We start from the raw sequence: 19608 nt of genomic DNA, 5'->3' as shown, positions 1-19608 counted from the left end.
TCCCGCCGTTCCCGCCCCGCTCCGACTCCTCGTGGCCGGATGCCGCTGGTCATCCTGACCGGATGACGTCACTTTCTGACTCACCGGTATGGCTAGACTTCCGCCTGTTTGCAGAGATCGATAAGGAGCTGGGATGAGCAACGGGGGCGCGGGCGGTATGTGGCAGTCGGCGGGTGACCTGGGGCCGGAGGAGCCGGTCAGCCCGCACATACGCCAGGACATCCCGCACAGCGCCCGGATGTACGACTACTTCCTCGGCGGCAAGGACAACTACGCGGTCGACCGCGAGGCCGCCGAACGGGTGCTGACGGTCTTTCCGAGCATGCGGACCGCGGTCTGGGCGAACCGGACCTTCATGCGCCGCGCCACCCGGGTGCTGGCCCGTCAGGGCCTGCGGCAGTGGCTGGACATCGGCACCGGCATCCCCACCTCGCCGAACCTGCACGAGGTGGCCCAGGGCGTGGAACCCGCCGCCCGCGTCGTCTACGCCGACAACGACCCGGTGGTGCTCGCGCACTCCCGCGCCCTGATGACCAGCACCCCGCAGGGCCGCACCGCGTACGTGCACGGCGACGTGCGCGACCCGGAGGCGATCCTGGCCACCCCCCAGGTGGCCGCCACCCTGGACCTGGGCGAGCCGGTGGTGCTCTCCATGGTCGCGCTGCTGCACTTCGTGCCGCACCTGGACGAGGCGCACGAGATCGTCCACCGCCTGCTGGACCCGCTGCCGGTCGGCTCCGCGCTGGTCCTGTCGCACGCCACCGCCGAGCTCGACCCGGTCGGCGCGCTGAAGGTGCAGGAGATCTACAACGCGGCCGGCACCAGCCTGCAGCTGCGCCCCAAGGCCGAGTTCGCCACCTTCTTCGAGGGTTTGGACCTGCTGGAGCCCGGGATCGTGCCCGCGCACCGCTGGCACCCGGAGGACGCCGACAGCGGCAGCGAACTGCTGCCGACCGACGTGACGGACGCTCAGGTGTCCTTCTACGCGGCCGTGGCCGTCAAGCGCTGAGTGGCTGCTGTTGTTCCGATCGTGAGGGCTGTTGATCGAACGGGAGTCCCGATCGGGCTCAAGGCGTGAGGTGTTGGAACCGCACCGATATATCGCCTGGGCGTGCGGTCAGCGGCCAGGCGTGACCAGGCCCGTCTCATAGGCGGGCACCACCGCCTGCGCGCGGTCGCGCAGGTGGAGCTTGGCGAAGATCCGGGCGACGTGCGTCTTCACCGTCGCCTCGCTGAGGGTGAGGACGCCCGCCAGCTCGCGGTTGGACAGGCCTCGGCCCACCAGCGCGAGGACCTCCCGCTCACGGGGAGTGAGCGGCTCCAGCTCCGCGTGGACGGCCGGCTCGGCCGGGCCGGGCGCCCGGTCCGGGGAGGCGAAACGCTCCACCAGGCGACGGGTGATCGAGGGCGCGAGCAGCGCGTCGCCGGTGTTGACCAGACGCACCGAGGCGGCGAGGTGGTCGGCGGTGACGTCCTTCAGCAGGAAGCCGCTGGCGCCCAGCGAGAGCGCGGCGTAGACGTAGCGGTCCAGGTCGAAGGTGGTGAGCATGACGACCCGGCAGGCGGGATCCAGGGCCAGCACCTGACGGGCAGCCTCCAGACCATCCCGGTGGGGCATCCGGATGTCCATCAGCACCACGTCCGGCCGCAGCCGCCGTACCAGCTCGACGGCCTCCACGCCGTCCGCGGCTTCGCCGACCACGTCGATGCCACGGCTGCTGAGGATCAGCCGGTAGCCGGTACGGATCAGCTCCTGGTCGTCGGCGATGACCACGCGCGGCGTCCGCTCGGAAGCGTCGGGCTCGTTCGTGCGCGCTCCAGCGGGCTCCTGTCTCATAGCCGCTCCAGCGGCAGGCGTGCCCGGACCCGGTAGCCGCCGCCGAGGCGGCGGCGGGCGTCCAGATCGCCGCCGTAGACGGCGACGCGCTCACGCAGACCCATCAGGCCGCGTCCCGCGCCGGAGTTGGCCGAAGGGCCGGGCGGTGCGTCGCCCGTGAGCACGCTGGCTCCGGTGGTCAGCACCTCGACCCGCAACGAGGTGTCGGCGTAGCGCACCGTCACCTCCGCCCTTCCGCCGTCACCGTGGCGCATCGCGTTGGTCAACGCCTCCTGGACGATCCGGTAGGCCGTCACGTCCACCCCGGCCGGCAGCCGGCGCTGCTCGCCCACGATCCGCACCTCCACCGGCACCCCGGCGAAGGACACCCGGTCGACGAGCGCGCCAAGCCGGTCCAGCCCTGGTTGCGGGGTGAGCTCGTCAGCGATCGGCTCGTCGTCGGTCTGGTCCGGCTCCTCCGCCGAGCCGTCCTGCGCCGGGGCCAGCAGGCCCAGCAGGTGACGCAGCTCGGTCATGGTGTCCCGGCCCGCGCCCTCGACGGCGCGCAGCGCGGCCGCCGCCTCGTCGGGCAAAATGGCCATCACCTCGCGCGCCGCGCTTGCCTGGACCACCATCAGGCTCACGTTGTGAGTGACGATGTCGTGCAGCTCGCGCGCGATCCGCGCTCGCTCCGTCGCCACGGCGGCCCGCGCCACGCTCTCACGCTCCCGCTCCAGCAGCCAGCCCCGGTCGCCCAGTGCCCGCTGCCGGGCCCGGCGTTCGCGCCTCAGCACCACGCCCAGCCACGCCGCAGGCGAGAACGAGCGCCGCCGTCAGCCACCCCGTCTGTGATCCCCACACCCGCTCACCTTGGCAGATCTCGGCCCGCCGCGCGTCCCGCCCTGGGTCCACTCGCGTACATCCACGGGATGACACCGGCCCGGACTTACATCCTGGGTGGGAGGCCTGGCCGCACCGCCGGACCGTAGGTTTCCGGGCATGACGACTGGATCAGTGAGCAAACCCGGCGCCACCGAGAGCCGGCCGGTGGTGCGGCTGGAGGACGTACGCAAGCAGTACGGCGACCACCACGCCCTGGCCGGGGTCTCCCTGGAGATCCGTAGCGGCGAGGCGGTGGCAGTGATGGGCCCGTCCGGCTGCGGCAAATCCACGCTGCTCAACATGGTGGCCGGGCTGGACCGTCCGACCTCCGGCAAGGTCACCGTCCACGGCGAGGACCTGGGCGCCCTCGACGAGACCGGCCTCGCGCTGTTCCGGCGGCGCCGGATCGGCATGGTCTTCCAGTTCTTCAACCTCCTCGACGACCTCTCCGCCCTCGACAACGTCGCCCTGGCCGCCCAACTGACCGGCACCCCGGCCCGCCAGGCGCGCCGCCGAGCCAAGGAGCTGCTGGACGAGCTCGGCATCGCCGACCGCCGCAACGCCTACCCGGCCGTCCTCAGCGGTGGCGAGCGGCAGCGGGTCGCGGTGGCACGGGCGCTGATGAACCGTCCGGCGTTGCTGCTTGCCGACGAGCCGACCGGCGCCCTGGACAGTCACTCCGGGGAGCAGGTGATGGACCTACTGCTGGACCTCAACCAGATCGGCCAGACGCTGCTGCTGGTCACCCACGACCCGCGCCTGGCCACCCGCTGCGCCAACCGCGTCGTCGACCTCGCCGACGGCCGCGTGGCCGACGAGCGCAGCCTGGAGCGGGCCGGATGAGCGCCGTCTGGCAGGCGGCCCGCGCCGCGGTGCGGCGGCGCAGGCTGCAGACCGGCGTGGTCGGGCTGGTCGTGCTGGTCTCGACGATGACGATCGTGGTCGCCCTCGGGCTGCTGGACGCCGCGTCCGCGCCCTTCGAGCGGGCCTTCGAGCAGCAGCAGGGCGCACAGGTGATGGCCACCTTCGACTCAGCCGTACCACTGCCCGACGAAGCCGGCTTCGACATCGGCGCCTCACTCGGCGTCCCCGCGCTGACCGCGCACCGCGCACTCACCGTCGCCGAGGACGGGCCCAGTCGGCTGCGGCCCGGCGCCCTCGACGGAAAGGTGGTGCTCGCCGCGGGCGGGGCCGGAGCGGTCGGCCACGCGGTGATCCAGCTTGCCCGATGGGCCGGCGCCACCGTGATCAGCACGATCAGCACCCCGGAGAAAGCCCGGCTGGCCACCGCCGCCGGAGCCCACCACGTGATCAACTACCGCGAGGGCGACCCGGCCGCCCGGATCCGCGAGATAGCCCCGGACGGCATCGACATCGTCGCCGAGGTGGCCCTGGGCGCCAACCTCGCACTGGACCTGGCCGTGCTGCGGACCCGCGGCACGATCTCGACCTATGCCAACGACGGTGGCAAGCCGGTCGAACTGGACGTGCCGCAGAACATGGTGCTGAACACACGGCTCCAGTTCCTGGTGCTCTACACGGCCGGTCCGCAAGCACGCGCCGCAGCCGCCCAGGATGTCGCCGCCGCGGTGCGCGACGGTGCGCTGCCGGTCGGCGATGAGCACGGCCTGCCGCTGATCCGCTTTCCCCTCGACCGCACCGCTGACGCGCACCGAGCGGTCGAGAGCCGCGCGATCGGCAAAGTCCTGGTGGACATCGCCTCCTGACATCCGGTTCCGACTGGAGACGAACCGGGCCGACCCGCCGTACGAGATCACACGATGGGCGCGGGGATTGCCTGGGCAGCCCCCGCGGGTGCGGGGAGCAGGGTTGGTGAGCCGGCACTCTGTCAGAGCCCGGGGCCGGGGGCGGGGTGGTCAGGGGGTGCTGAGCGCCGCTACCTCGGCCTCGTAGAACGCGGCCGGGCTGAAGTCCATGCCCGTGAAGTGGCCGGCCAGTTCCAGGGACAGGACGCCGTGGAGGCGGGTCCAGAAGGTGAGGGCCTGGTGGGGGGTGGCGGTGGTGAGGAGGGTGGACATGATCTCTGAGGTGATCTCGATCGTGTCCGCCGGGGCGTGGTAGCCGGGGACCGGGGTGCCGTACAGCAGCAGGTACCGGTGCGGGTCGGCCAGGGCCCAGGTGCGGAGGGCGTGGGCCAGGGCGGGTAGGTCGCCGTCGGCGTGCGCTGCGGTGCGGAAGGTGTCGGCCAGGCTGCGGTAGGCGTCGCGGATGAGCGCGGTGATCAGGTCGTCGCGGTTGGCGAAGTAGCGGTACAGGGCGGGGCCGCTCATGCCCATCTGCTTGGCGATGGCGTTGAGCGAGAGGGCGGAGGCGCCGGCGCTGGCGATCTGCTCCCAGGCGTGTTGCTTGATCTCCTCCTGCACCTGGGCGCGGTAGCGCTCGCGGGGAGTGCTCGTGTCGGGGGTGGTCACGGCTCGGTCTCCGCTCGCCGGGGGATCATTGGTCACAAGCTCTAGTTAGAAGGTATCACGGTAGCGATTGACTGTTGCGTCGAGTCGGTGTTAGAACTTATAACGAAGGAAAGAGGAGCTAGCCAACGCAAGCAGCAAGGGAGTGGACATGAACGAGCAGACCGTCACCGAGGTCGTCCTGCCGGGCATCGTGGAGCCCGAGGGCCTGGAGCTCCGGCAGGCGGCGGCGCCGACGCCCGGGCCGGGCCAGGTGGTGATCGCCATGGAAGCCACCGGGGTCTCGTTCGCCGAGCAGCAGATGCGGCGCGGCCGGTACTACGACCAGCCGCCGTTCCCGTTCGTGCCCGGGTACGACGTGGTGGGCCGGGTGCTCAGCACCGGGCCGCAGGTCGACCCCGCGCTCGCCGGGCGGAGGGTGGCCGCGCTGCTCAAGGTGGGCGGCTGGGCCAGTCACGTGGTGGTGGACGCGCTGGACGTGGTCGAGGTGCCGGACGGGGTGGGCGCCGCCGAGGCGGAGACCGTGGTGGTGAACGGCATCACCGCGCACCAGATGCTGCACGGCCTCGCCCGGGTCCGGGCCGGCCAGACCGTGCTGGTGCACGGTGCCGGGGGAGGGGTCGGCCAGATCCTGGTGCAGCTCGCGAAGGCGGCGGGGGTGCGGGTGATCGGCACCGCCTCGCCGCGCCACCACGAGGCGCTGCAGGCGCAGGGGGTTGCCCCGATCGACTACCGGAGTGCTGATGTGCCCGGCCAGGTGCGGGAGTTGGCCCCAGGTGGGGTGGCCGCCGTGTTCGACCACGTGGGCGGGCCCGGCGTGGTCGACTCCTGGCGCCTGCTCGCCCCCGGCGGCACCCTGGTCTGCTACGGCAGCGCGGCCACCCGCGACGACAGCGGCTCCAAGCAGTGGCCGGTGCTCAAGATCCTGGCTCGCACGATGGCCTGGAACGCGCTGCCCAACGGCCGGCACGCCCACTTCTACAACATCTGGGCCGGGCGCAGGTTCCAGCCGTCCCGGTTCCGCGCCCGGCTGCGCAGCGACCTCGGTGAGGTGTTCGCCGCCCTGGACCGGGGTGAGCTGACCGCCCCGATCGCCGCCCGGCTCCCGCTGGCCCGGGCGGGGGAGGCGCTGCGACTTGCGGAGTCGGGCACGGTCACCGGGAAGGTGGTGCTGACTCCGTGAGGTGGCGAGCCGCCGGCCGGGACCGGCTGAGCGCGGGTCCCGGCCAGGTAGCAGCGGTAGGTCAGTTGAAGCTGTCCGGGTGCGGCCCGGTGCGCAGGTTGCGGTCGAGGCCGGCGATGGCGGTCAGGTCCTCGTCCGTCAGCTGGAAGTCCAGGATGTCGAGGTTCTCCCGGATCCGGGCGGGGGTGGCCGACTTGGGGATCGCGATGGCGCCGATCTCCAGGTGCCAGCGCAGCACCACCTGGGCGGGGGACTTGCCGGTGCGGCCGGCGATCGCAGTGATCACGGGGTCGGCCAGCACCGCGCCCTGGGCGAGCGGGCTCCACGCCTCGGTGGCGATGCCGTGCTTGGCGTGGAAGGCGCGGACCTCGTTCTGCTGCAGGCCCGGGTGGAGTTCGATCTGGTTGACCGCCGGGACCAGGTCGCTGGTGTCCAGCAGGCGCTGCAGGTGGGCGGGTTGGAAGTTGGAGACGCCGGCCGCGCGGATCCGGCCCTCGCCGGTCAGGCGCTCGATGGCGCGCCAGGTGTCCTGGTATCGGTTGCGGGCGGGGGCCGGCCAGTGGATCAGGTAGAGGTCCACGTGGTCCAGGCCGAGCCGGGCGAGACTGGCGTCGAAGGCGCGCAGGGTGGTGTCGTAACCCTGGTTCGCGTTCCACAGTTTGGTGGCGACGAACACCTCCTCGCGGGCCAGTCCGGACTCGGCGACCGCGCGCCCGACGCCGGCCTCGTTGCCGTAGATGGACGCGGTGTCGATGCTCCGGTAGCCGGCCCGCAGCGCCTGGCCGACCACGGCCGGCGCCTGGTGGTCCGAGATCTGCCAGACACCGAACCCGAGTTGGGGGATCTCGACGCCGTTGTTGAGCGTGATGCTCGGCGGGTTGGGGATGCTCACGGGAACTCCAGTCATATGTGATGATCAGTCAGCTAGCTTTATTTACAGGGCCGTTAGGGGCGACGGTCCGATCCAGAACTGCCGACCACACTGCCAGCCCGAGCGCCGCCACTGCGAGCAGGCTGCCGACCCAGTTCGGGGCGGTGTAGCCGTAGCCGGCCGTGATGACGAGGCCACCGAGCCAGGCGGCCAGCGCGTTGCCCAGGTTGAAGGCGCCGATGTTCACGGCCGAGGCGAGAGTCGGCGCGCCGTGCGCCTGGTCCAGGACCCGCTTCTGCAGCGGCGGCACGGTGGCGAAGCCCAGTGCGCCGACCATCAGCACGGTAATCGCCGCCAGTGGCTTGCTGTGGGCGGTGACGGTGAACAGGGCCAGGACTACGGCAAGTCCGCCGAGCGTGGTGTAGAGCAGCGGCATCAGGTGCCGGTCGGCGAAGCGGCCGCCGAGCAGGTTGCCGAGGAACATGCCGACGCCGAACAGCACCAGCAGCCAGGTGACCGCGCCGTCGGAGTAGCCGGCCACCTGGGTCATCATCGGCGCCACGTAGGTGATCGCCGCGAAGACGCCACCGAAGCCGAGCACCGTCATCGCCATGGCGAGGACGACCTGGGTGTTGCGGAAGGCGGCCAGCTCCTGGCGCAGCCGTGCGCCCTCGGGGCGGGGCAGGTCGGGAACCAGCTTGGCGATGCCGAGCAGGCCGACCACGCCGAGCGCGGCGACGGCGCCGAAGGTGGTGCGCCAGCCGACGGCCTGGCCGACGAAGGTGCCCAGCGGGACGCCGACGATGTTGGCGACGGTGAGACCGGTGAACATGGTCGCGATGGCGCCGGCCTTCCGGTTCGGGGCCACCAGGTCGGCGGCGACCACCGAGCCGATGCCGAAGAACGCGCCGTGGGCGAGCGAGGCGAGGATCCGGCCGGCCAGCATCAGCGGGAAGCTCGGCGCGAGGGCGGAGAGCAGGTTGCCGAGCACGAACAGGCCCATCAGTAGCATCAGCATCGTCCTGCGGGCGATGCGGGTGCCGAGCGCGGTCATCAGCGGTGCGCCGACCAGCACGCCGAGCGCGTAGCCGGTGACCAGCAGTCCCGCGGTGGGGATGGGGACCCCGTAGTCGCCGGCGATCTCGGGCAGCAGGCCCATGATCACGAATTCGGTGGTGCCGATGCCGAAGGCCCCGATGGCCAGGGCGAGGAGTGCGAGCGGCACGAGGCGGCCCTCCATGCGATTGCTTGTGCATCTTACGTGCTCAAACAATAGTTGCATACGCGCGATAGTTGCAAGCGCAAGTTTGCGGAGGGGTGGGGTGGAGCGGGGCGGAAACGGCGACGGGGCCCGCCTCGGCCCGGGGCGGGCGAGGCGGGCCCCGCGAACGGGTCCGGTGGCCGGGTTCCGTGAACGAACCCGGCGGGGCGGCAGCTCAGTGGCGAACCCGGCGGCTCAGCGGCTCAGTGGCGGGCTGACCTGGCGTCAACTTCCTGCACGGCACCGACCAGTGGCGCAAGATCCGGGTGCTTGGCGGCCTCCGCCAACGCCTCGCGCAAGGCGGTGTCATTGGTCGGCCGGGCCTCCTCGAGCAGTTGCCGGCCGGCCTCGCTGACGTCGGTGTAGATCCCGCGCCGGTCGGTCGGGCAGAGGTAGCGGGCCAGCAGGCCGCGGTCCTCCAGGCGGGTGACCAGCCGGGTGGTGGCGCTCTGGCTGAGCACGACCGCGTCGGCGACCTGCTTCATCTGCAGGTGGCCGCCGTCGCCGTCGTGCTGGCGGTTGAGCACCTCCAGCAGCGAGTACTCGCGCACGCTGAGATCGTGCTTGGCCTGCAGGGCACGCTCGATGTGCGACTCGATCCTGCCGTAGAGCAGCGAGAGCGCACCCCAGCCGTTGGCGAGGGCGGTGAGCGCGGGGTCCGTGGCGGGCATGGGGCCGGTCTCCTTCCGGGCGCGCGTGAGGGGGCGCGTGCCAGAGTCCAAGGATAGGCCGCGGCGAGCATTACCGGCCAGAGCCGGTACAGCGCTCCTGCAAGGACCTGAATGCGGGAGCGGGGCCCTTGCGGACGCCGAGTATGCGGGAGCGGCGGCGAGCCGGTCACGGTCCACGTCACCGGGTGCGACGCGACCACCGTTTTCGGCCGGACCACCGCAGGGCGGCCCCCGGCCTGGACCGACGAGCTGTTCGCCGTCTCGCTGCAGACCCGCGAGGTGCTCTGGCGGCTGCCGTGCCACGGGGCGAACGTCTGGCTGAGCGGTCCGCTGCTGGCCGGTCCCGGACTGCTGCTGGCCGCGCAGGGCACCGACCTGCTCCGGTTGGACACCGCCACCGAGTTCAGCAGTGGTCGGTACCGCTGGGCGGGCCAGGGAGCCAGGCCGTCCAGGCGGTCCGGGCGCGATCGCCGACGCGGAGCGCTGCTACCTGCTGCGGAGCGACGGCGCGGTCCAGGCGGTCGCCCTGGCCGACGGCAGCACGGCGTGGACCCCGGCCTGGACCACGGGCGCGGCCACCGACCAGGCCGGCGGTCAGGGTGCAGGGCAGGGGCGCAGGGGTCGCGGGTGGAGCGGTCACGGGACGGCGGTCAGTGGTCGTCGGGGAAGACCAGTTCGGCGGTCGTGCCCTCGGGGAGCAGGAAGTAGCCGAGGAAGGTGACCCCGTCCTGCTGCGCGTCGAAGCGGGCGATGCGCGCGCCCGCGGGCTCGTAGAAGACGTCGCCCGGGGCGAGGACGGCGGGCGGCTCGCCCTCGATCTGGTAGACCGCCGAGCCCGTTTCGATGCTGCCGAAGACCGGTCCGTTGTGGACGTGCAGGCCGGCGGCCTGCCCGGGGGCGATGGTGATCCGCCGGATCTCCACCCGCTCGGTGGCCAGCACCTGCGGCAGCCGTTGGTCCAGCAGGACGACCCGGCTCACCGGCGGTGTTGCTCCTTCTGCGGTGGCCGCGGTGGCTGCTGGGGTTGCTGCTGCGGGCTCGCCGGCGAGAGGGGACTGCATCGGTGATACCTCCTCGGGTGGACGGTCACGACCCCGTACATACTAGTAGGTACAGAGTATGTGACGAAAGCCCGACAGGCACCACCTGCCGGGGCGGCCAGGTCAGGCGGGCTGCCAGAGTTCGATCCGGTTGCCCTCGGGGTCGGTCACCCAGCCGAACCGCCCGACGCCCGCCATCTCCTGGGTCTCCGCCGCCACCGCCGCGCCCTTGGCACGCAGTTGGGCGAGCATCGCGTCCAGGTCCCGGACCCGGAAGTTGAGCATCGTCTGCTGGGTCGGCGATCCGAAGTAGTCGGTGTCGGCGGCGAAGGCCGCGAACACCGTCGGGCCCGCCCCCGGCTGCCAGAGGCCGTTCTCGTCGGCGTCCAGGCCCAGGCAGTCGCGGTACCAGGCGGTCAGCGCGGCCGGGTCGGTGGCGCGCAGGAAGTAGCCGCCGATGCCGAGTACTCGTTCCATGCCCGTCATCCTGCCAGTACCGCCGACCCGCCCGCTGCCGCCACGCTCGCCACCGGGCCGGCTGGGCTGGGCCCAGCCTGGCACTGCTGGATCCGGCCGCTTCCCACCGACGCGCCGTCAGGAAACGCAGCTAAGCGGAGGGTGGAGCAGGGAAGCGTAGGGAAGCGGGGGAGCGTGGTGCCTGCGGTCCCCTGGTCCGCAGGCACCACGCAAGGCGGGTGAGCTCAGCTCAGCGTCCAGTGCTGCAGCGCCGAGCCGGTGTCCGCCTGCTGGGTGACCGCCGCATTGTTGGCGCTGGACGCGGTGGTGAGCAGCAGGCCGCTGTTGACCGAGGCGATCGTGTAGCTGCCGTCCGCCAGCCGGTTCAGCCGCCAGTGCTGGTTGCCGCTGCCGGTGCAGGTCCACTGGATCACGGCGGCGCCGGCCGTGGTCGAGCCGCCGGTCACGTCGACGCACAGGCCGGACGCGCCGTTGGTCAACTGGTAGGAGCCGTCAGCCTGCTGGGTGAAGGTCCACTGCTGGTTCGGACCGCCGTGCAGGGCCCAGCTGATCAGCTGGGTGCCGGTGGCGGTCGAGCTGCCCGGGTCGTCGAGCGCCTGGCCGCCGGTGCTGACGGTGTGCGCGCCGTTGACGCCGGTGTCGTGGAAGGCCTCGAACTCGTAGAGCGAGTAGCCGAACTGGGTGCCGCGCGCGGTGCCGTTCATCCTCAGGTAGCGGCCGCTGCCGGTGAATCCGGTCAGCGTCTCGGTGCCGCCGGTGCCGCCGGTGCGGGTGTAGAGGGTGGTCCAGGTGGTGCCGTCCGTGGAGAGCTGGATCTGGTAGTCCTTGCCGTAGGCGGCCTCCCAGGCGAGCACCACCCGGTTGACGGTCTGCACGCTGCCCAGGTCGACCTGGAGCCAGGTCGGATCGGTGTACAGGCTGGACCAGCGCGAACCGAGGTTGCCGTCAGTGGCGTTGGCCGCCGGGAAGTTGGCGGTCTCCACGCTGGAGGCGGTGGTCGGGCGGCCCTGGGCGAGGTCGCCGGGGATCACCGGCAGCGGGTAGAGCGGGTTGCGGCCGACCGCGTCCATCACCGGGACGAAGGCGGCGTAGGTCGACACCGGCTTCGGGGAGTTCCAGGTCAGCTGGGCCAGGTCGCGCAGCGGGTACCTGAGGTTCTCGGCGGTCTGGTCCACCGTCTCGGCGCCCGGGTTGTCGCACCACACGTGGAGCAGCGAACCGAGGTTGCGGGCGGGGGCGTTGATGGTGTTGGAGCCCTGGAACAGGTCCGCGTTCCAGGACTGGTACATCCAGGTGGTGTCCGGCTTGGCGCCGCCGTAGACGTAGTAGGTCGGGGTCCAGGACTCGTTGGCCACGGTGTGCCCGGCGTCCAGCAACTGCTGCGGCGTAAGGCCGTAGTTGTACCAGTACTCGACGATGATGTCCGGGTTCGGGGCGATCGTGCCGTCGCCGGACTTGATGCCGTCGTTCCACATCCGCGCGGTCCTGCCGCCGGCCCGCACCAGCGCGTCCGCCCAGTTGACGAAGCCGTAGAAGGCGTCCTTTGCCGTGGCGTTGGCCCCGTAGGTGGCGCGGGCGTAGCTGAGCAGCTGCGGGTAGGAGGAGTAGTCGGTCACGTACTCGTCGGCGCCGATGTGCCAGTACTTGGAGGAGGTGAAGAGCGGCTCGTACTCGCCGATCAGATCGCTCATCAGGGTCCGGGCGCCCGGGATGGTGACGTCGATGAAGCTGCTGCTGGCGGTGCCCGAGCTGTTCTTGAGCCGGTAGTCCTTGCCGATCGACAGTTCGCCCGACAGGATCGCGTCCATGTGGCCCGGCATGTCGATCTCGGGGACCACGGCCACGTGGTACTGGTTGCCGAGGGCGATGATGTTGGCGATGTCCTGCTTGGAGTAGTGCTGGGCCGAGGTGATCTCGGGGTGGCTGCTGCTCTCCAGCCGGAACCCGAAGGTGTCCGACAGGTGCAGGTGCAGGTAGTCCAGCTTCAGGTAGGACATCTCGCGGATCTGGTTCTCGACCCAGCCGACCGGGAAGAAGTTCCGGCCGGTGTCGATCATCAGGCCGCGCTCGGCCTTGTCCGGGGAGTCGGCGGCGGTGCCGGCCGGGACCGTCGAGCTCTGGTGCAGCCACTGGAGCACCGTCCGGGTGCCCCAGAACTCGCCGGTGGTGGTGGCCCCTTGGACGGTGAGGGTGGCGCCGACGGTGAGCTGGTACCCCTCGGCGGGCTGGCTGCCGCCCAGGGTGAGCAGGATGTCGCCCGCTGCCGCCGTCGTCCCGCTCGGCGCGACGGCCACAGTGCGGCCTTCGAGCGCGGTCAGGTCGGCGGCGAAGGTGGTGGCGTCACCGGTGAGTTGGCCGGCGTAGCCGGGGTCGACGACGACCCTGCTGGTGGGGCCGAAGGCGAACGAGCCGGTACCCGGCGTCCAGTTGCGCAGGGCGGGCACGGTGCTCGGGGGAGCGGTGCCGGCCGCCGCTGCCGCGCCCGCGGTGCCGGCCGGGAGCAGAACGGCGAGCGGGAGCACTGCCACGGCCAGCGCGGCAGCGAGTTGGGATTTGATGGATCGCATGACCTGCCCAAGGTGGAGGGAGTGGGGAGCGCGCAGGATTTGATCATTTGTTGCAGGGTCTAGACCACTAGGCACTGTAGCGAGCAGTATTGAGCATGCGTGAGCACGAGACAAGAGTGCGGACCCCGTCGGGACTGAGCGATTCTGGTTCTTTGTGTTGACTTGGGGAGGTCAGGGATACATATTCACTCGGGACCCGGCGCTACCCCCGACATCGATCATGGAGACGACCATGGATCGCAGGCGCTTCCTGTCCCTCTCCCTCATCACCGCGGCAACCACCGCCCTGGCCGGCCCTGCTGACGCGGTGTCCGCGCAGGCGGCGGGCGGCCGCTTCACCTTCACCGCCGACGGCAGCGGTTTCCTGCTCGACGGTGCGCCGTTCCAGATCCGCAGCGGCGAGCTGCACCCGGCCCGGATCCCGGTCGAGTACTGGCAGCACCGGATCCGGATGGCCAAGGCCATGGGCCTCAACACCGTTTCGGTGTACGTGATGTGGAACTACGTCGAGGAGTCCCCTGGCGTCTTCGACTTCACCACCGACCGGCGTGACATCGTCGCCTTCCTCAAGCTCTGCCAGCAGGAGGGCATGTGGGCGCTGCTGCGCGGCGGCCCGTACGTCTGCGGCGAGTGGGACCTCGGCGGCATCCCGCCGTACCTGCTGCAGTACCCGGACATCAAGTTGCGGGTGAAGAGTGCCGACGACCCGCACTACATGGCGGCCGTGACCCGCTACTTCCACCAACTGGTGCCGCTGATCCGTCCGTTGATGATCGACAACGGCGGCCCGGTGCTGATGGTCCAGGTCGAGAACGAGTACGGCTCCTACGGCAGCGACGCCGCCTACCTGGAGGAGGTCCGCCAACTCTGGTTGACCAACGGGGTCAACGGGCCGTTCTACACCCAGGACGGCTTGGGCCAGGTGGCGGCCAACCACACCGTGGTGACCGGCGGGGCGATCGGCCTCAGCGGTGGTGACGCCTCCTCGATCGCACAGGCCCGCAAGGACTACCCGGCCGTGCCCGCGATGGCCGGCGAGGTCTACCCGGGCTGGCTCACCCACTGGGGCGACAGCACCTTCCAGGGGCAGGGCGCCGACATCTCCGCCACCCTGCGCGGCCTGATGGCGGGCGGCCTCTCGTTCAACCTCTACATGCTGCACGGCGGTACCAGCTTCGGCTTCACCGCCGGTGCCAACGCCGACGACCAGTCCGGCAACTACCAGCCGGACATCACCAGTTACGACTACGGTGCGCCGGTCACCGAGCAGGGCCGGGCCACCGACGCCTACACCCGGTACCGCACCCTGATCGCCGGGTACCTCACCAGTCCACCGCCCGCCGTGCCCGACCCGGTCCCCACTCTGACCCGGGCGGGCGGCCTGGACCTGCTGCCGAGCCGCTACGCCTCGCTCTGGGACAACCTGCCGGCCCCGCTGCCCGCCGTGCAGACCGTCAACCCGCAGCCGATGGAGAGCTACGGCCAGAACTCCGGACTCATCCTCTACAGCCGCCAGTTGACCGGATTCACCGGCGGCCCGCTGGCTGTGCGCTGGGTGCACGACTACGCCACCGTCTTCCTCGACGGGCACTACGCGGGCGGCCTCTACCGGCAGAACCTGCCGGCGTCCGTCACCGGTCCGCTCAACATCGCCACCGCCAACGCCCCGCTCGCGCTGACGGCCGCCGGCAGCACGACACCGCAACTGGACATCCTGGTCGAGGGCCTGGGCCGGACCAACTACGGGCACGCGCTGGTCGACCGCAAGGGCATCCTGGAGTCGGTCACGGTGAACGGCTCCGCCCCGCTGACCGGTTGGCGCACCACGCTGTTGCCGCTGGACGCCACCTTCGTCGCAGGCCTGCGGGCGGTGGTGACCGACCCGCACCGCCCCGGGATCTTCTTCCGCGCCCAGGTCCGGCTGGACACCGTCGCGGACACCTACCTGGACCTGTCGAACTGGACCAAGGGCGTGGTGTGGGTCAACGGCCGCAACCTCGGCCGGTACTGGCACCTCGGCCCGCAGCAGCGGCTGTACTGCCCGGCGCCCTGGTTGAAGGCCGGGCTGAACGAGATCCTGATCCTCGACCTGCACCAGACCGACCCACTGCCCATCACCCTGCAGGCCACCCTCGCGGGCCCGGCCGTCAGCTCCCCGGCGATCAGCCCGGCGGGGTGGCGACTGGTGTACGCGGACAGCCAGGAGACGGCCGGAGAGAACGGCGCGGCCGCGAACGCCTTCGACGGGAATGCGGCGACGATCTGGCACACCCAGTGGTACGCGCTCAACGCGCCGCTACCGCACGAGATCCAGCTCGACCTCGGGGCCCGCTACGCCGTCGACTCGTTCTCCTACCTGCCGCGCCAGGACGGCAGTGCCAACGGGCGGATCGGACGGTACGAGCTGTACATCGCCGACTCCACCTCCGCCTGGGGCACTCCGGTCGCCACCGGCACCCTCCCCGACACCGCGTCCCGCACCACGCTGACGCTGCCCACCACCGCCGGCCGCTACCTGCGGCTGCGCGCGCTCACCGAGGCGGGCAACCGGGGGCCGTGGACGAGCGCGGCCGAACTGGGGATCACGGGGGTGCCTGCCTGACGGGGCGGCATCAGGGCTTACGGACGGGGCAGCCCCAGGAAGGGGGGCTGCCCCGACGGACGCAGGCGCGAGGTGCGCGAGGTGCGCCGAACCGGTGCGAGGCCCGGTCCGCGGCCGTGCTCGGCAGACGGTGGCTCTGGCGCGTCGAGTACTACGGATGACAGGATGAGCCCCATGATGATCACCAGAGAGGCTCATGCCGCGTAGGCGTCCAGGCGCGATCCGCGCCGCTTTGGAGCGTCAGCCGCCCGAATGGGCTCGCGAGCTGCCCCCCATCGACCGTCTGTCACGTGAGGCGAGCGCCGCGATCCACTTGGTGGAGCATCGCCACGACAGCTCCGACCTCCAACCCGGGCGGACCTCGCAGTTCCTTGCCGCCTACCGGAAGTTCTTGCGGCAGCCGGCTCGGAAGCTGATGCTGACCGCCTCGGACTGTCCGTCCTGCCCGGGGTGCCGGTATGACGATGTCGCAGTGGTCCGGGACGCCCTGGAGCACCTGACGGGCAGACTTCCGTACCCGGCGCGCACCGAACTGCGACGGCTGCTTGCCGGCCTCGACGCGGAGTTCCGCCGCAGAACACTTCACGATCCGGATCCCAGCCATTGGCTGGACTGGAGCGGAGATCCATATCCGTGGTGGTACCGACGGCGGTACGCGGGCAACTGAGGGTGAGATGGCGAATCGCGCGCCGTCGCTGAGCCGCTGACCCGTGGTGGCGCCTGGTCAGGGGCTCGGGTCGACGAGCGGGGTGATCTCGGCCCAGACGCGCTTTCCCGTCCCGTACGGCTCGGCGCCCCAGTGGTCGGCGGTCTGCTGCACGATGAAGAGCCCGTGGCCGCCCGGCACGCCGGGCCGGTGCGGCAACCGGGGCTCGGGCATCACGGCGGAGCCGTCGCTGACCTCCACCCGCAGCCGGCCCGGGCGGGCGTCGAGGACCAGTTCCAGCGGACCGTTGGCGTGCAGCAGCGCGTTGGCGACGAGTTCGGCCACCAGCAGGACGATGTCCCGCCCCTGGTCGGACGTGGGCCAGGCCCAGTCGGCCAGCGCCGTGCCGGTGAACTCCCGGGCGCGGGCCACCGGCTTCGGCAGTCCGGCCAGGCGCAGGCTGCGGCGTTGACCGCCCGGCGGCAGCACGAGGGAACGCACCGCCGGCTCACGGTCCAGGGCTCCCCGGCTGGTGTTCATGCGGGCTTCCTGGTGGTCATGCGGGCTTCCCTCCCGGGTGTGCGTGCCTGTTCGCCAGGTCGGATTCCCGATCTGCCCCTGTCCATGCGGGAAGCAAGGTGCGCAAGCGGCGTCCGATCGCAGAAAGTTCGCCTGCGAGGTGTGTGCTTGTGGGGGAGTGCGGGGTAGCGCGGGCTGGTTCGGTGCGGTCAGCAGGGCGCGGCGAGTGCATCCTGCGTGGAGGGGTGGAGCGAGAAGACGGCATCCGTGCCGGTCAGCTCCAGCACCCGCAGCACCGTCGGGGACGGGGCCGACAGCCGGAAGTCGATACCCGCGGCGTCCGCGGCCAAGCGGGTCCGCAGCAGCAGGTTCAGGCCCGAGGAGTCGCAGAAGCCGACCAGGGCGAGGTCGACCACCAGGACCGTCGGGTGCTGGGCGGCCAGCTGGTCCAGTGCCTGTGCGGCGGTGGCCAGCGTCTCCACGTCGAGGTCGCCGGCCAGCACGCATACGGCCGCGCCGGGCACCGGCCGTTTGATCTCCACCGTCAGGCCGGTGGCAGGCAACGGGTCCTCGAACCGATCGACGGCCGGATCATTCTGCGCTCGCATCGTTGGCGTCCCCTCCACGGATGTTCGTTACGACGATACGCACTGCTGGGCGGTCCCACCAAGTACTTGGTGGGACCGCCCAGCAGTGCGCCTGCGGGTGCGTCGTCCTCACTCGGCGGCCAGGCCCTCGCGCAGCTGCGCGAGGGTGCGGCCGAGCAGTCGGGAGACGTGCATCTGGGACAGCCCGAGGCGGGCGCCGATCTGGGACTGCGTCAGGTCCTCGGTGAAGCGCAGCGACAGGATCAGCCGCTCGCGCTCCGGCAGCGCCGCTATCAGGGGCTTGAGCGCGACCAGGTTCTCCACCACCGCCAGGCGCCCGTCCTCGTCGCCCATCCGGTCGGCGAGCGAGGGCTGCCCCGCGCCGTCGGTGTCGCCGGGCAGGTCGAGCGAGCCGGCGGTGTGGGCGTTGGCCGCCGTCAGCCCCTCGACCACCTCCTCCTCCGGCAGGTCCAGGTGGGCGGCCAGTTCGGCCACGGTGGGCGCGCGGTCCAGACGCTGGGACAGCGCGTCCTGGGCCTTGGCGAGGGTCAGGCGCAGCTCCTGCAGCCGCCTGGGCACGTGGACCGCCCAGGTGGTGTCGCGGAAGTGCCGGCGGATCTCCCCGAGGATGGTGGGGATGGCGAAGGTGGTGAACTCCAGCTCCCGCTCGGGCTCGAACCGGTCGATCGCCTTGATCAGGCCGACCGCGCCGACCTGCAGCAGGTCCTCCTGGTTCTCGCGGGGGCGGGGCCCGAACCGGCGCAGTGCGAACCGCACCAGCGACATGTTGAGCTCTACCAGGGTGCTCCGGACGTAGGAGTACTCCCGGGTCCCCTCCTCCAGCCCGGCGAGCCGGACCAGCAGCACCCGGGTCAGCTCGCGGGCGTCGGCGGGTGCCACCTCCCGGACGTCCTCGATGTCCGCGAGCTCCGGCGCGAGCGTTCGGGCGAGCGGGGGCTCATATCCCGTGGGCGGAGCCGCAGGGCCCACCCGAAGGAGGAGTTCGTCACTGGTCACGGCCATGTCGGTCCTTTCCTCGACGGTGTCCGACCTGGCCTCGGCTACCCGGCGTTTCGGGGTCCATGCGCCGAACCGGTGTGATGATTCGGTGAAGGCTTCCGTCCCGGTATTTCGGGGTGCTTCGACCGGGTGCCGGGGTCAGCATCCGTGGTCAGTACCCGTGGTCAGTGTCGGTGGTCACCGTGCGGGGTCAGGGCGCTCGGGTGTCGGCCGCCGGCGGCCGAGGGGCCTGCTCGTCCTCCTCCGTGTCCTCGTCCGTGCCGTCCTCCCGGACGTCCCGCGGCGTGGGGGCGGTGATGTTGCGCTGCTCGGCGGACTGCTCGCGGGTCTCCTGGTCGACCTGCGGTTCGTCGTCGGTGCCGTTCTCGCGGGTTGCCATTGGTCGTCGTCCTCTCGAGTGACGGGTCGGGATGGTGGAGCCGGTCGTCCCTCAGAACCACCTCGCCCGGGGGCGGTCCGGGGACAGCCAGGACAGGTGGTCCGCCCCGCGGCCCCGGCGCCACCAGACCAGCACCGCGGCACCGGCCAGCCCGGCCAGCGCCAGGGCGGTGATCCGCTTGGCGGTGTGCCCGTCCGGTCGGCTGCCACCGGCGTGCAGCGAGTGCGGCAGGTGCGGCAGGTGCGTGCGGCGGGCCGCGTGGGCGGCCTCGCCGACCGACCCGCCCACCGTGTCGCCGGCCCGGGCGACCGCGTGCGAGGCGTTGCCCACCGCGTGGGTGGCCAGGTCCACCGCGTGCCGCGCCTGGTCGGCGGCGGCCGCGAGCACCGGCTCGGCGGCGTGCCGGGCGTGCTGCGCGGCTCGGGCGGCCCGGTCGGTCGCCCGGTGCGCGGCGCGGGTGATCGCGTCGACCGTGCCGGTCTCTCTGGTGTCCGTGCTGCTCATCTGCTGGTCCCTCCGATTCCCTGCCGATGTCCTTCTTGCGGCCGTGTACCCCGGATCCCGCGGTCCACCGCCCGTATCCGGTCGGGCCCGGCCCTGGCGCGGGGGTGCGTGAAAGGCCCGCACGTACCGGGCAGCTGCCGCGCGCAGGCGACCG

General features: G+C 71.5%; 19 protein-coding genes. 5 read left to right on the top strand and 14 right to left on the bottom strand.

Translation table 11 applies throughout. The features are described 5' to 3' along the window. Nucleotides 1-133 precede the first annotated feature (133 nt). Nucleotides 134-1009, top strand: a complete 876-nt coding sequence (locus C7C46_RS28480; RefSeq protein ID WP_245985104.1) for an SAM-dependent methyltransferase — start codon at nucleotides 134-136, stop codon at nucleotides 1007-1009. Nucleotides 1010-1117: 108 nt separating this feature from the next. On the opposite strand, the gene C7C46_RS28475 is transcribed toward C7C46_RS28480, so the two are convergent. Both C7C46_RS28475 and C7C46_RS28470 read right to left on the bottom strand, forming a co-directional pair. Then, complete coding sequence (locus C7C46_RS28475) at nucleotides 1118-1837, bottom strand: response regulator transcription factor (RefSeq protein WP_110672808.1); 720 nt, start codon at nucleotides 1835-1837, stop codon at nucleotides 1118-1120. Further along, entirely contained in the window at nucleotides 1834-2610 is a 777-nt protein-coding gene (locus C7C46_RS28470) for a sensor histidine kinase (RefSeq protein ID WP_245985102.1), read from the bottom strand. Before C7C46_RS28470 ends, C7C46_RS28475 begins: the two co-directional genes overlap by 4 nt. A gap of 205 nt (nucleotides 2611-2815) precedes the next feature. On the opposite strand from C7C46_RS28470, the gene C7C46_RS28465 reads away from it, so the two are divergent. Beyond that, on the top strand, nucleotides 2816-3541 hold the full coding sequence (locus C7C46_RS28465; protein WP_110672806.1) for an ABC transporter ATP-binding protein: 726 nt from the start codon (nucleotides 2816-2818) through the stop codon (nucleotides 3539-3541). Then, a complete protein-coding gene (locus C7C46_RS28460; RefSeq protein WP_245985099.1) occupies nucleotides 3538-4425 on the top strand; it encodes a zinc-binding dehydrogenase in 888 nt (295 codons plus the stop codon). The genes C7C46_RS28465 and C7C46_RS28460 overlap by 4 nt, the downstream gene beginning before the upstream one ends. Before the next feature lie 150 nt (nucleotides 4426-4575). Here the strand turns inward: C7C46_RS28460 and C7C46_RS28455 are convergent, their stop codons facing one another. Continuing rightward, on the bottom strand, nucleotides 4576-5130 hold the full coding sequence (locus C7C46_RS28455) for a TetR/AcrR family transcriptional regulator (protein ID WP_110672805.1): 555 nt from the start codon (nucleotides 5128-5130) through the stop codon (nucleotides 4576-4578). A 148-nt stretch (nucleotides 5131-5278) separates the two neighbouring features. Here C7C46_RS28455 and C7C46_RS28450 point away from each other — a divergent pair, with 148 nt between their 5' ends. Then, nucleotides 5279-6310, top strand: a complete 1032-nt coding sequence (locus C7C46_RS28450; protein WP_110672804.1) for a medium chain dehydrogenase/reductase family protein — start codon at nucleotides 5279-5281, stop codon at nucleotides 6308-6310. Between the two features lie 61 nt (nucleotides 6311-6371). Here the strand turns inward: C7C46_RS28450 and C7C46_RS28445 are convergent, their stop codons facing one another. From C7C46_RS28445 to C7C46_RS28420, 6 genes are all read right to left on the bottom strand, one after another. After that, nucleotides 6372-7196 (bottom strand): aldo/keto reductase, encoded by an 825-nt coding sequence (locus C7C46_RS28445; protein WP_110672840.1) that lies wholly within the window; start codon nucleotides 7194-7196, stop codon nucleotides 6372-6374. A gap of 34 nt (nucleotides 7197-7230) precedes the next feature. Next, nucleotides 7231-8406 carry an MFS transporter gene (locus C7C46_RS28440; protein ID WP_110672803.1) on the bottom strand — a complete coding sequence of 392 codons (1176 nt, stop codon included), beginning with the start codon at nucleotides 8404-8406 and terminating at the stop codon, nucleotides 7231-7233. A gap of 239 nt (nucleotides 8407-8645) precedes the next feature. After that, on the bottom strand, nucleotides 8646-9113 hold the full coding sequence (locus C7C46_RS28435) for a MarR family winged helix-turn-helix transcriptional regulator (RefSeq protein WP_110672802.1): 468 nt from the start codon (nucleotides 9111-9113) through the stop codon (nucleotides 8646-8648). 650 nt (nucleotides 9114-9763) lie between these two features. Further along, entirely contained in the window at nucleotides 9764-10093 is a 330-nt protein-coding gene (locus C7C46_RS28430; RefSeq protein WP_220040710.1) for a cupin domain-containing protein, read from the bottom strand. A 183-nt stretch (nucleotides 10094-10276) separates the two neighbouring features. Continuing rightward, complete coding sequence (locus C7C46_RS28425; protein WP_110672801.1) at nucleotides 10277-10630, bottom strand: VOC family protein; 354 nt, start codon at nucleotides 10628-10630, stop codon at nucleotides 10277-10279. A gap of 224 nt (nucleotides 10631-10854) precedes the next feature. Continuing rightward, entirely contained in the window at nucleotides 10855-13197 is a 2343-nt protein-coding gene (locus C7C46_RS28420) for a family 20 glycosylhydrolase (protein WP_110672800.1), read from the bottom strand. A gap of 232 nt (nucleotides 13198-13429) precedes the next feature. Between C7C46_RS28420 and C7C46_RS28415 the strand changes: the two genes are divergently transcribed. Continuing rightward, nucleotides 13430-15799: a beta-galactosidase gene (locus C7C46_RS28415; RefSeq protein WP_110672799.1), complete on the top strand. Its 2370-nt coding sequence runs from the start codon at nucleotides 13430-13432 to the stop codon at nucleotides 15797-15799. A gap of 724 nt (nucleotides 15800-16523) precedes the next feature. Here the strand turns inward: C7C46_RS28415 and C7C46_RS28405 are convergent. From C7C46_RS28405 to C7C46_RS28385, 5 genes are all read right to left on the bottom strand, one after another. Further along, nucleotides 16524-16985, bottom strand: coding sequence for an ATP-binding protein (locus tag C7C46_RS28405; RefSeq protein WP_110672797.1), 462 nt, complete (start codon nucleotides 16983-16985; stop codon nucleotides 16524-16526). A 188-nt stretch (nucleotides 16986-17173) separates the two neighbouring features. After that, nucleotides 17174-17572 (bottom strand): STAS domain-containing protein, encoded by a 399-nt coding sequence (locus C7C46_RS28400; RefSeq protein ID WP_110672796.1) that lies wholly within the window; start codon nucleotides 17570-17572, stop codon nucleotides 17174-17176. Nucleotides 17573-17680: 108 nt separating this feature from the next. Then, entirely contained in the window at nucleotides 17681-18574 is an 894-nt protein-coding gene (locus C7C46_RS28395; RefSeq protein ID WP_110672795.1) for a SigB/SigF/SigG family RNA polymerase sigma factor, read from the bottom strand. Between the two features lie 187 nt (nucleotides 18575-18761). After that, nucleotides 18762-18950 carry a hypothetical protein gene (locus C7C46_RS28390; RefSeq protein ID WP_110672794.1) on the bottom strand — a complete coding sequence of 63 codons (189 nt, stop codon included), beginning with the start codon at nucleotides 18948-18950 and terminating at the stop codon, nucleotides 18762-18764. Between the two features lie 51 nt (nucleotides 18951-19001). Beyond that, nucleotides 19002-19454, bottom strand: a complete 453-nt coding sequence (locus tag C7C46_RS28385; protein ID WP_110672793.1) for a hypothetical protein — start codon at nucleotides 19452-19454, stop codon at nucleotides 19002-19004. Nucleotides 19455-19608: the final 154 nt, after the last annotated feature.

Source organism: Streptomyces tateyamensis (genome assembly GCF_003205575.1).
GTDB lineage: Bacteria > Actinomycetota > Actinomycetes > Streptomycetales > Streptomycetaceae > Kitasatospora > Kitasatospora tateyamensis.
This window is presented reverse-complemented; position numbering and strand designations above follow the sequence as displayed.

Excerpts from the sequence above, each read along its gene's own strand:
- C7C46_RS28425 (WP_110672801.1), bottom strand. The coding sequence starts at position 10,630 with ATGGAACGAGTACTCGGCATCGGCGGCTACTTCCTGCGCGCCACCGAC.
- C7C46_RS28395 (WP_110672795.1), bottom strand. The coding sequence starts at position 18,574 with ATGGCCGTGACCAGTGACGAACTCCTCCTTCGGGTGGGCCCTGCGGCT.
- C7C46_RS28420 (WP_110672800.1), bottom strand. The coding sequence starts at position 13,197 with ATGCGATCCATCAAATCCCAACTCGCTGCCGCGCTGGCCGTGGCAGTG.
- C7C46_RS28465 (WP_110672806.1), top strand. The coding sequence starts at position 2,816 with ATGACGACTGGATCAGTGAGCAAACCCGGCGCCACCGAGAGCCGGCCG.
- C7C46_RS28475 (WP_110672808.1), bottom strand. The coding sequence starts at position 1,837 with ATGAGACAGGAGCCCGCTGGAGCGCGCACGAACGAGCCCGACGCTTCC.
- C7C46_RS28400 (WP_110672796.1), bottom strand. The coding sequence starts at position 17,572 with ATGCGAGCGCAGAATGATCCGGCCGTCGATCGGTTCGAGGACCCGTTG.
- C7C46_RS28450 (WP_110672804.1), top strand. The coding sequence starts at position 5,279 with ATGAACGAGCAGACCGTCACCGAGGTCGTCCTGCCGGGCATCGTGGAG.
- C7C46_RS28460 (WP_245985099.1), top strand. The coding sequence starts at position 3,538 with ATGAGCGCCGTCTGGCAGGCGGCCCGCGCCGCGGTGCGGCGGCGCAGG.
- C7C46_RS28405 (WP_110672797.1), bottom strand. The coding sequence starts at position 16,985 with ATGAACACCAGCCGGGGAGCCCTGGACCGTGAGCCGGCGGTGCGTTCC.
- C7C46_RS28415 (WP_110672799.1), top strand. The coding sequence starts at position 13,430 with ATGGATCGCAGGCGCTTCCTGTCCCTCTCCCTCATCACCGCGGCAACC.
- C7C46_RS28390 (WP_110672794.1), bottom strand. The coding sequence starts at position 18,950 with ATGGCAACCCGCGAGAACGGCACCGACGACGAACCGCAGGTCGACCAG.
- C7C46_RS28385 (WP_110672793.1), bottom strand. The coding sequence starts at position 19,454 with ATGAGCAGCACGGACACCAGAGAGACCGGCACGGTCGACGCGATCACC.
- C7C46_RS28480 (WP_245985104.1), top strand. The coding sequence starts at position 134 with ATGAGCAACGGGGGCGCGGGCGGTATGTGGCAGTCGGCGGGTGACCTG.
- C7C46_RS28435 (WP_110672802.1), bottom strand. The coding sequence starts at position 9,113 with ATGCCCGCCACGGACCCCGCGCTCACCGCCCTCGCCAACGGCTGGGGT.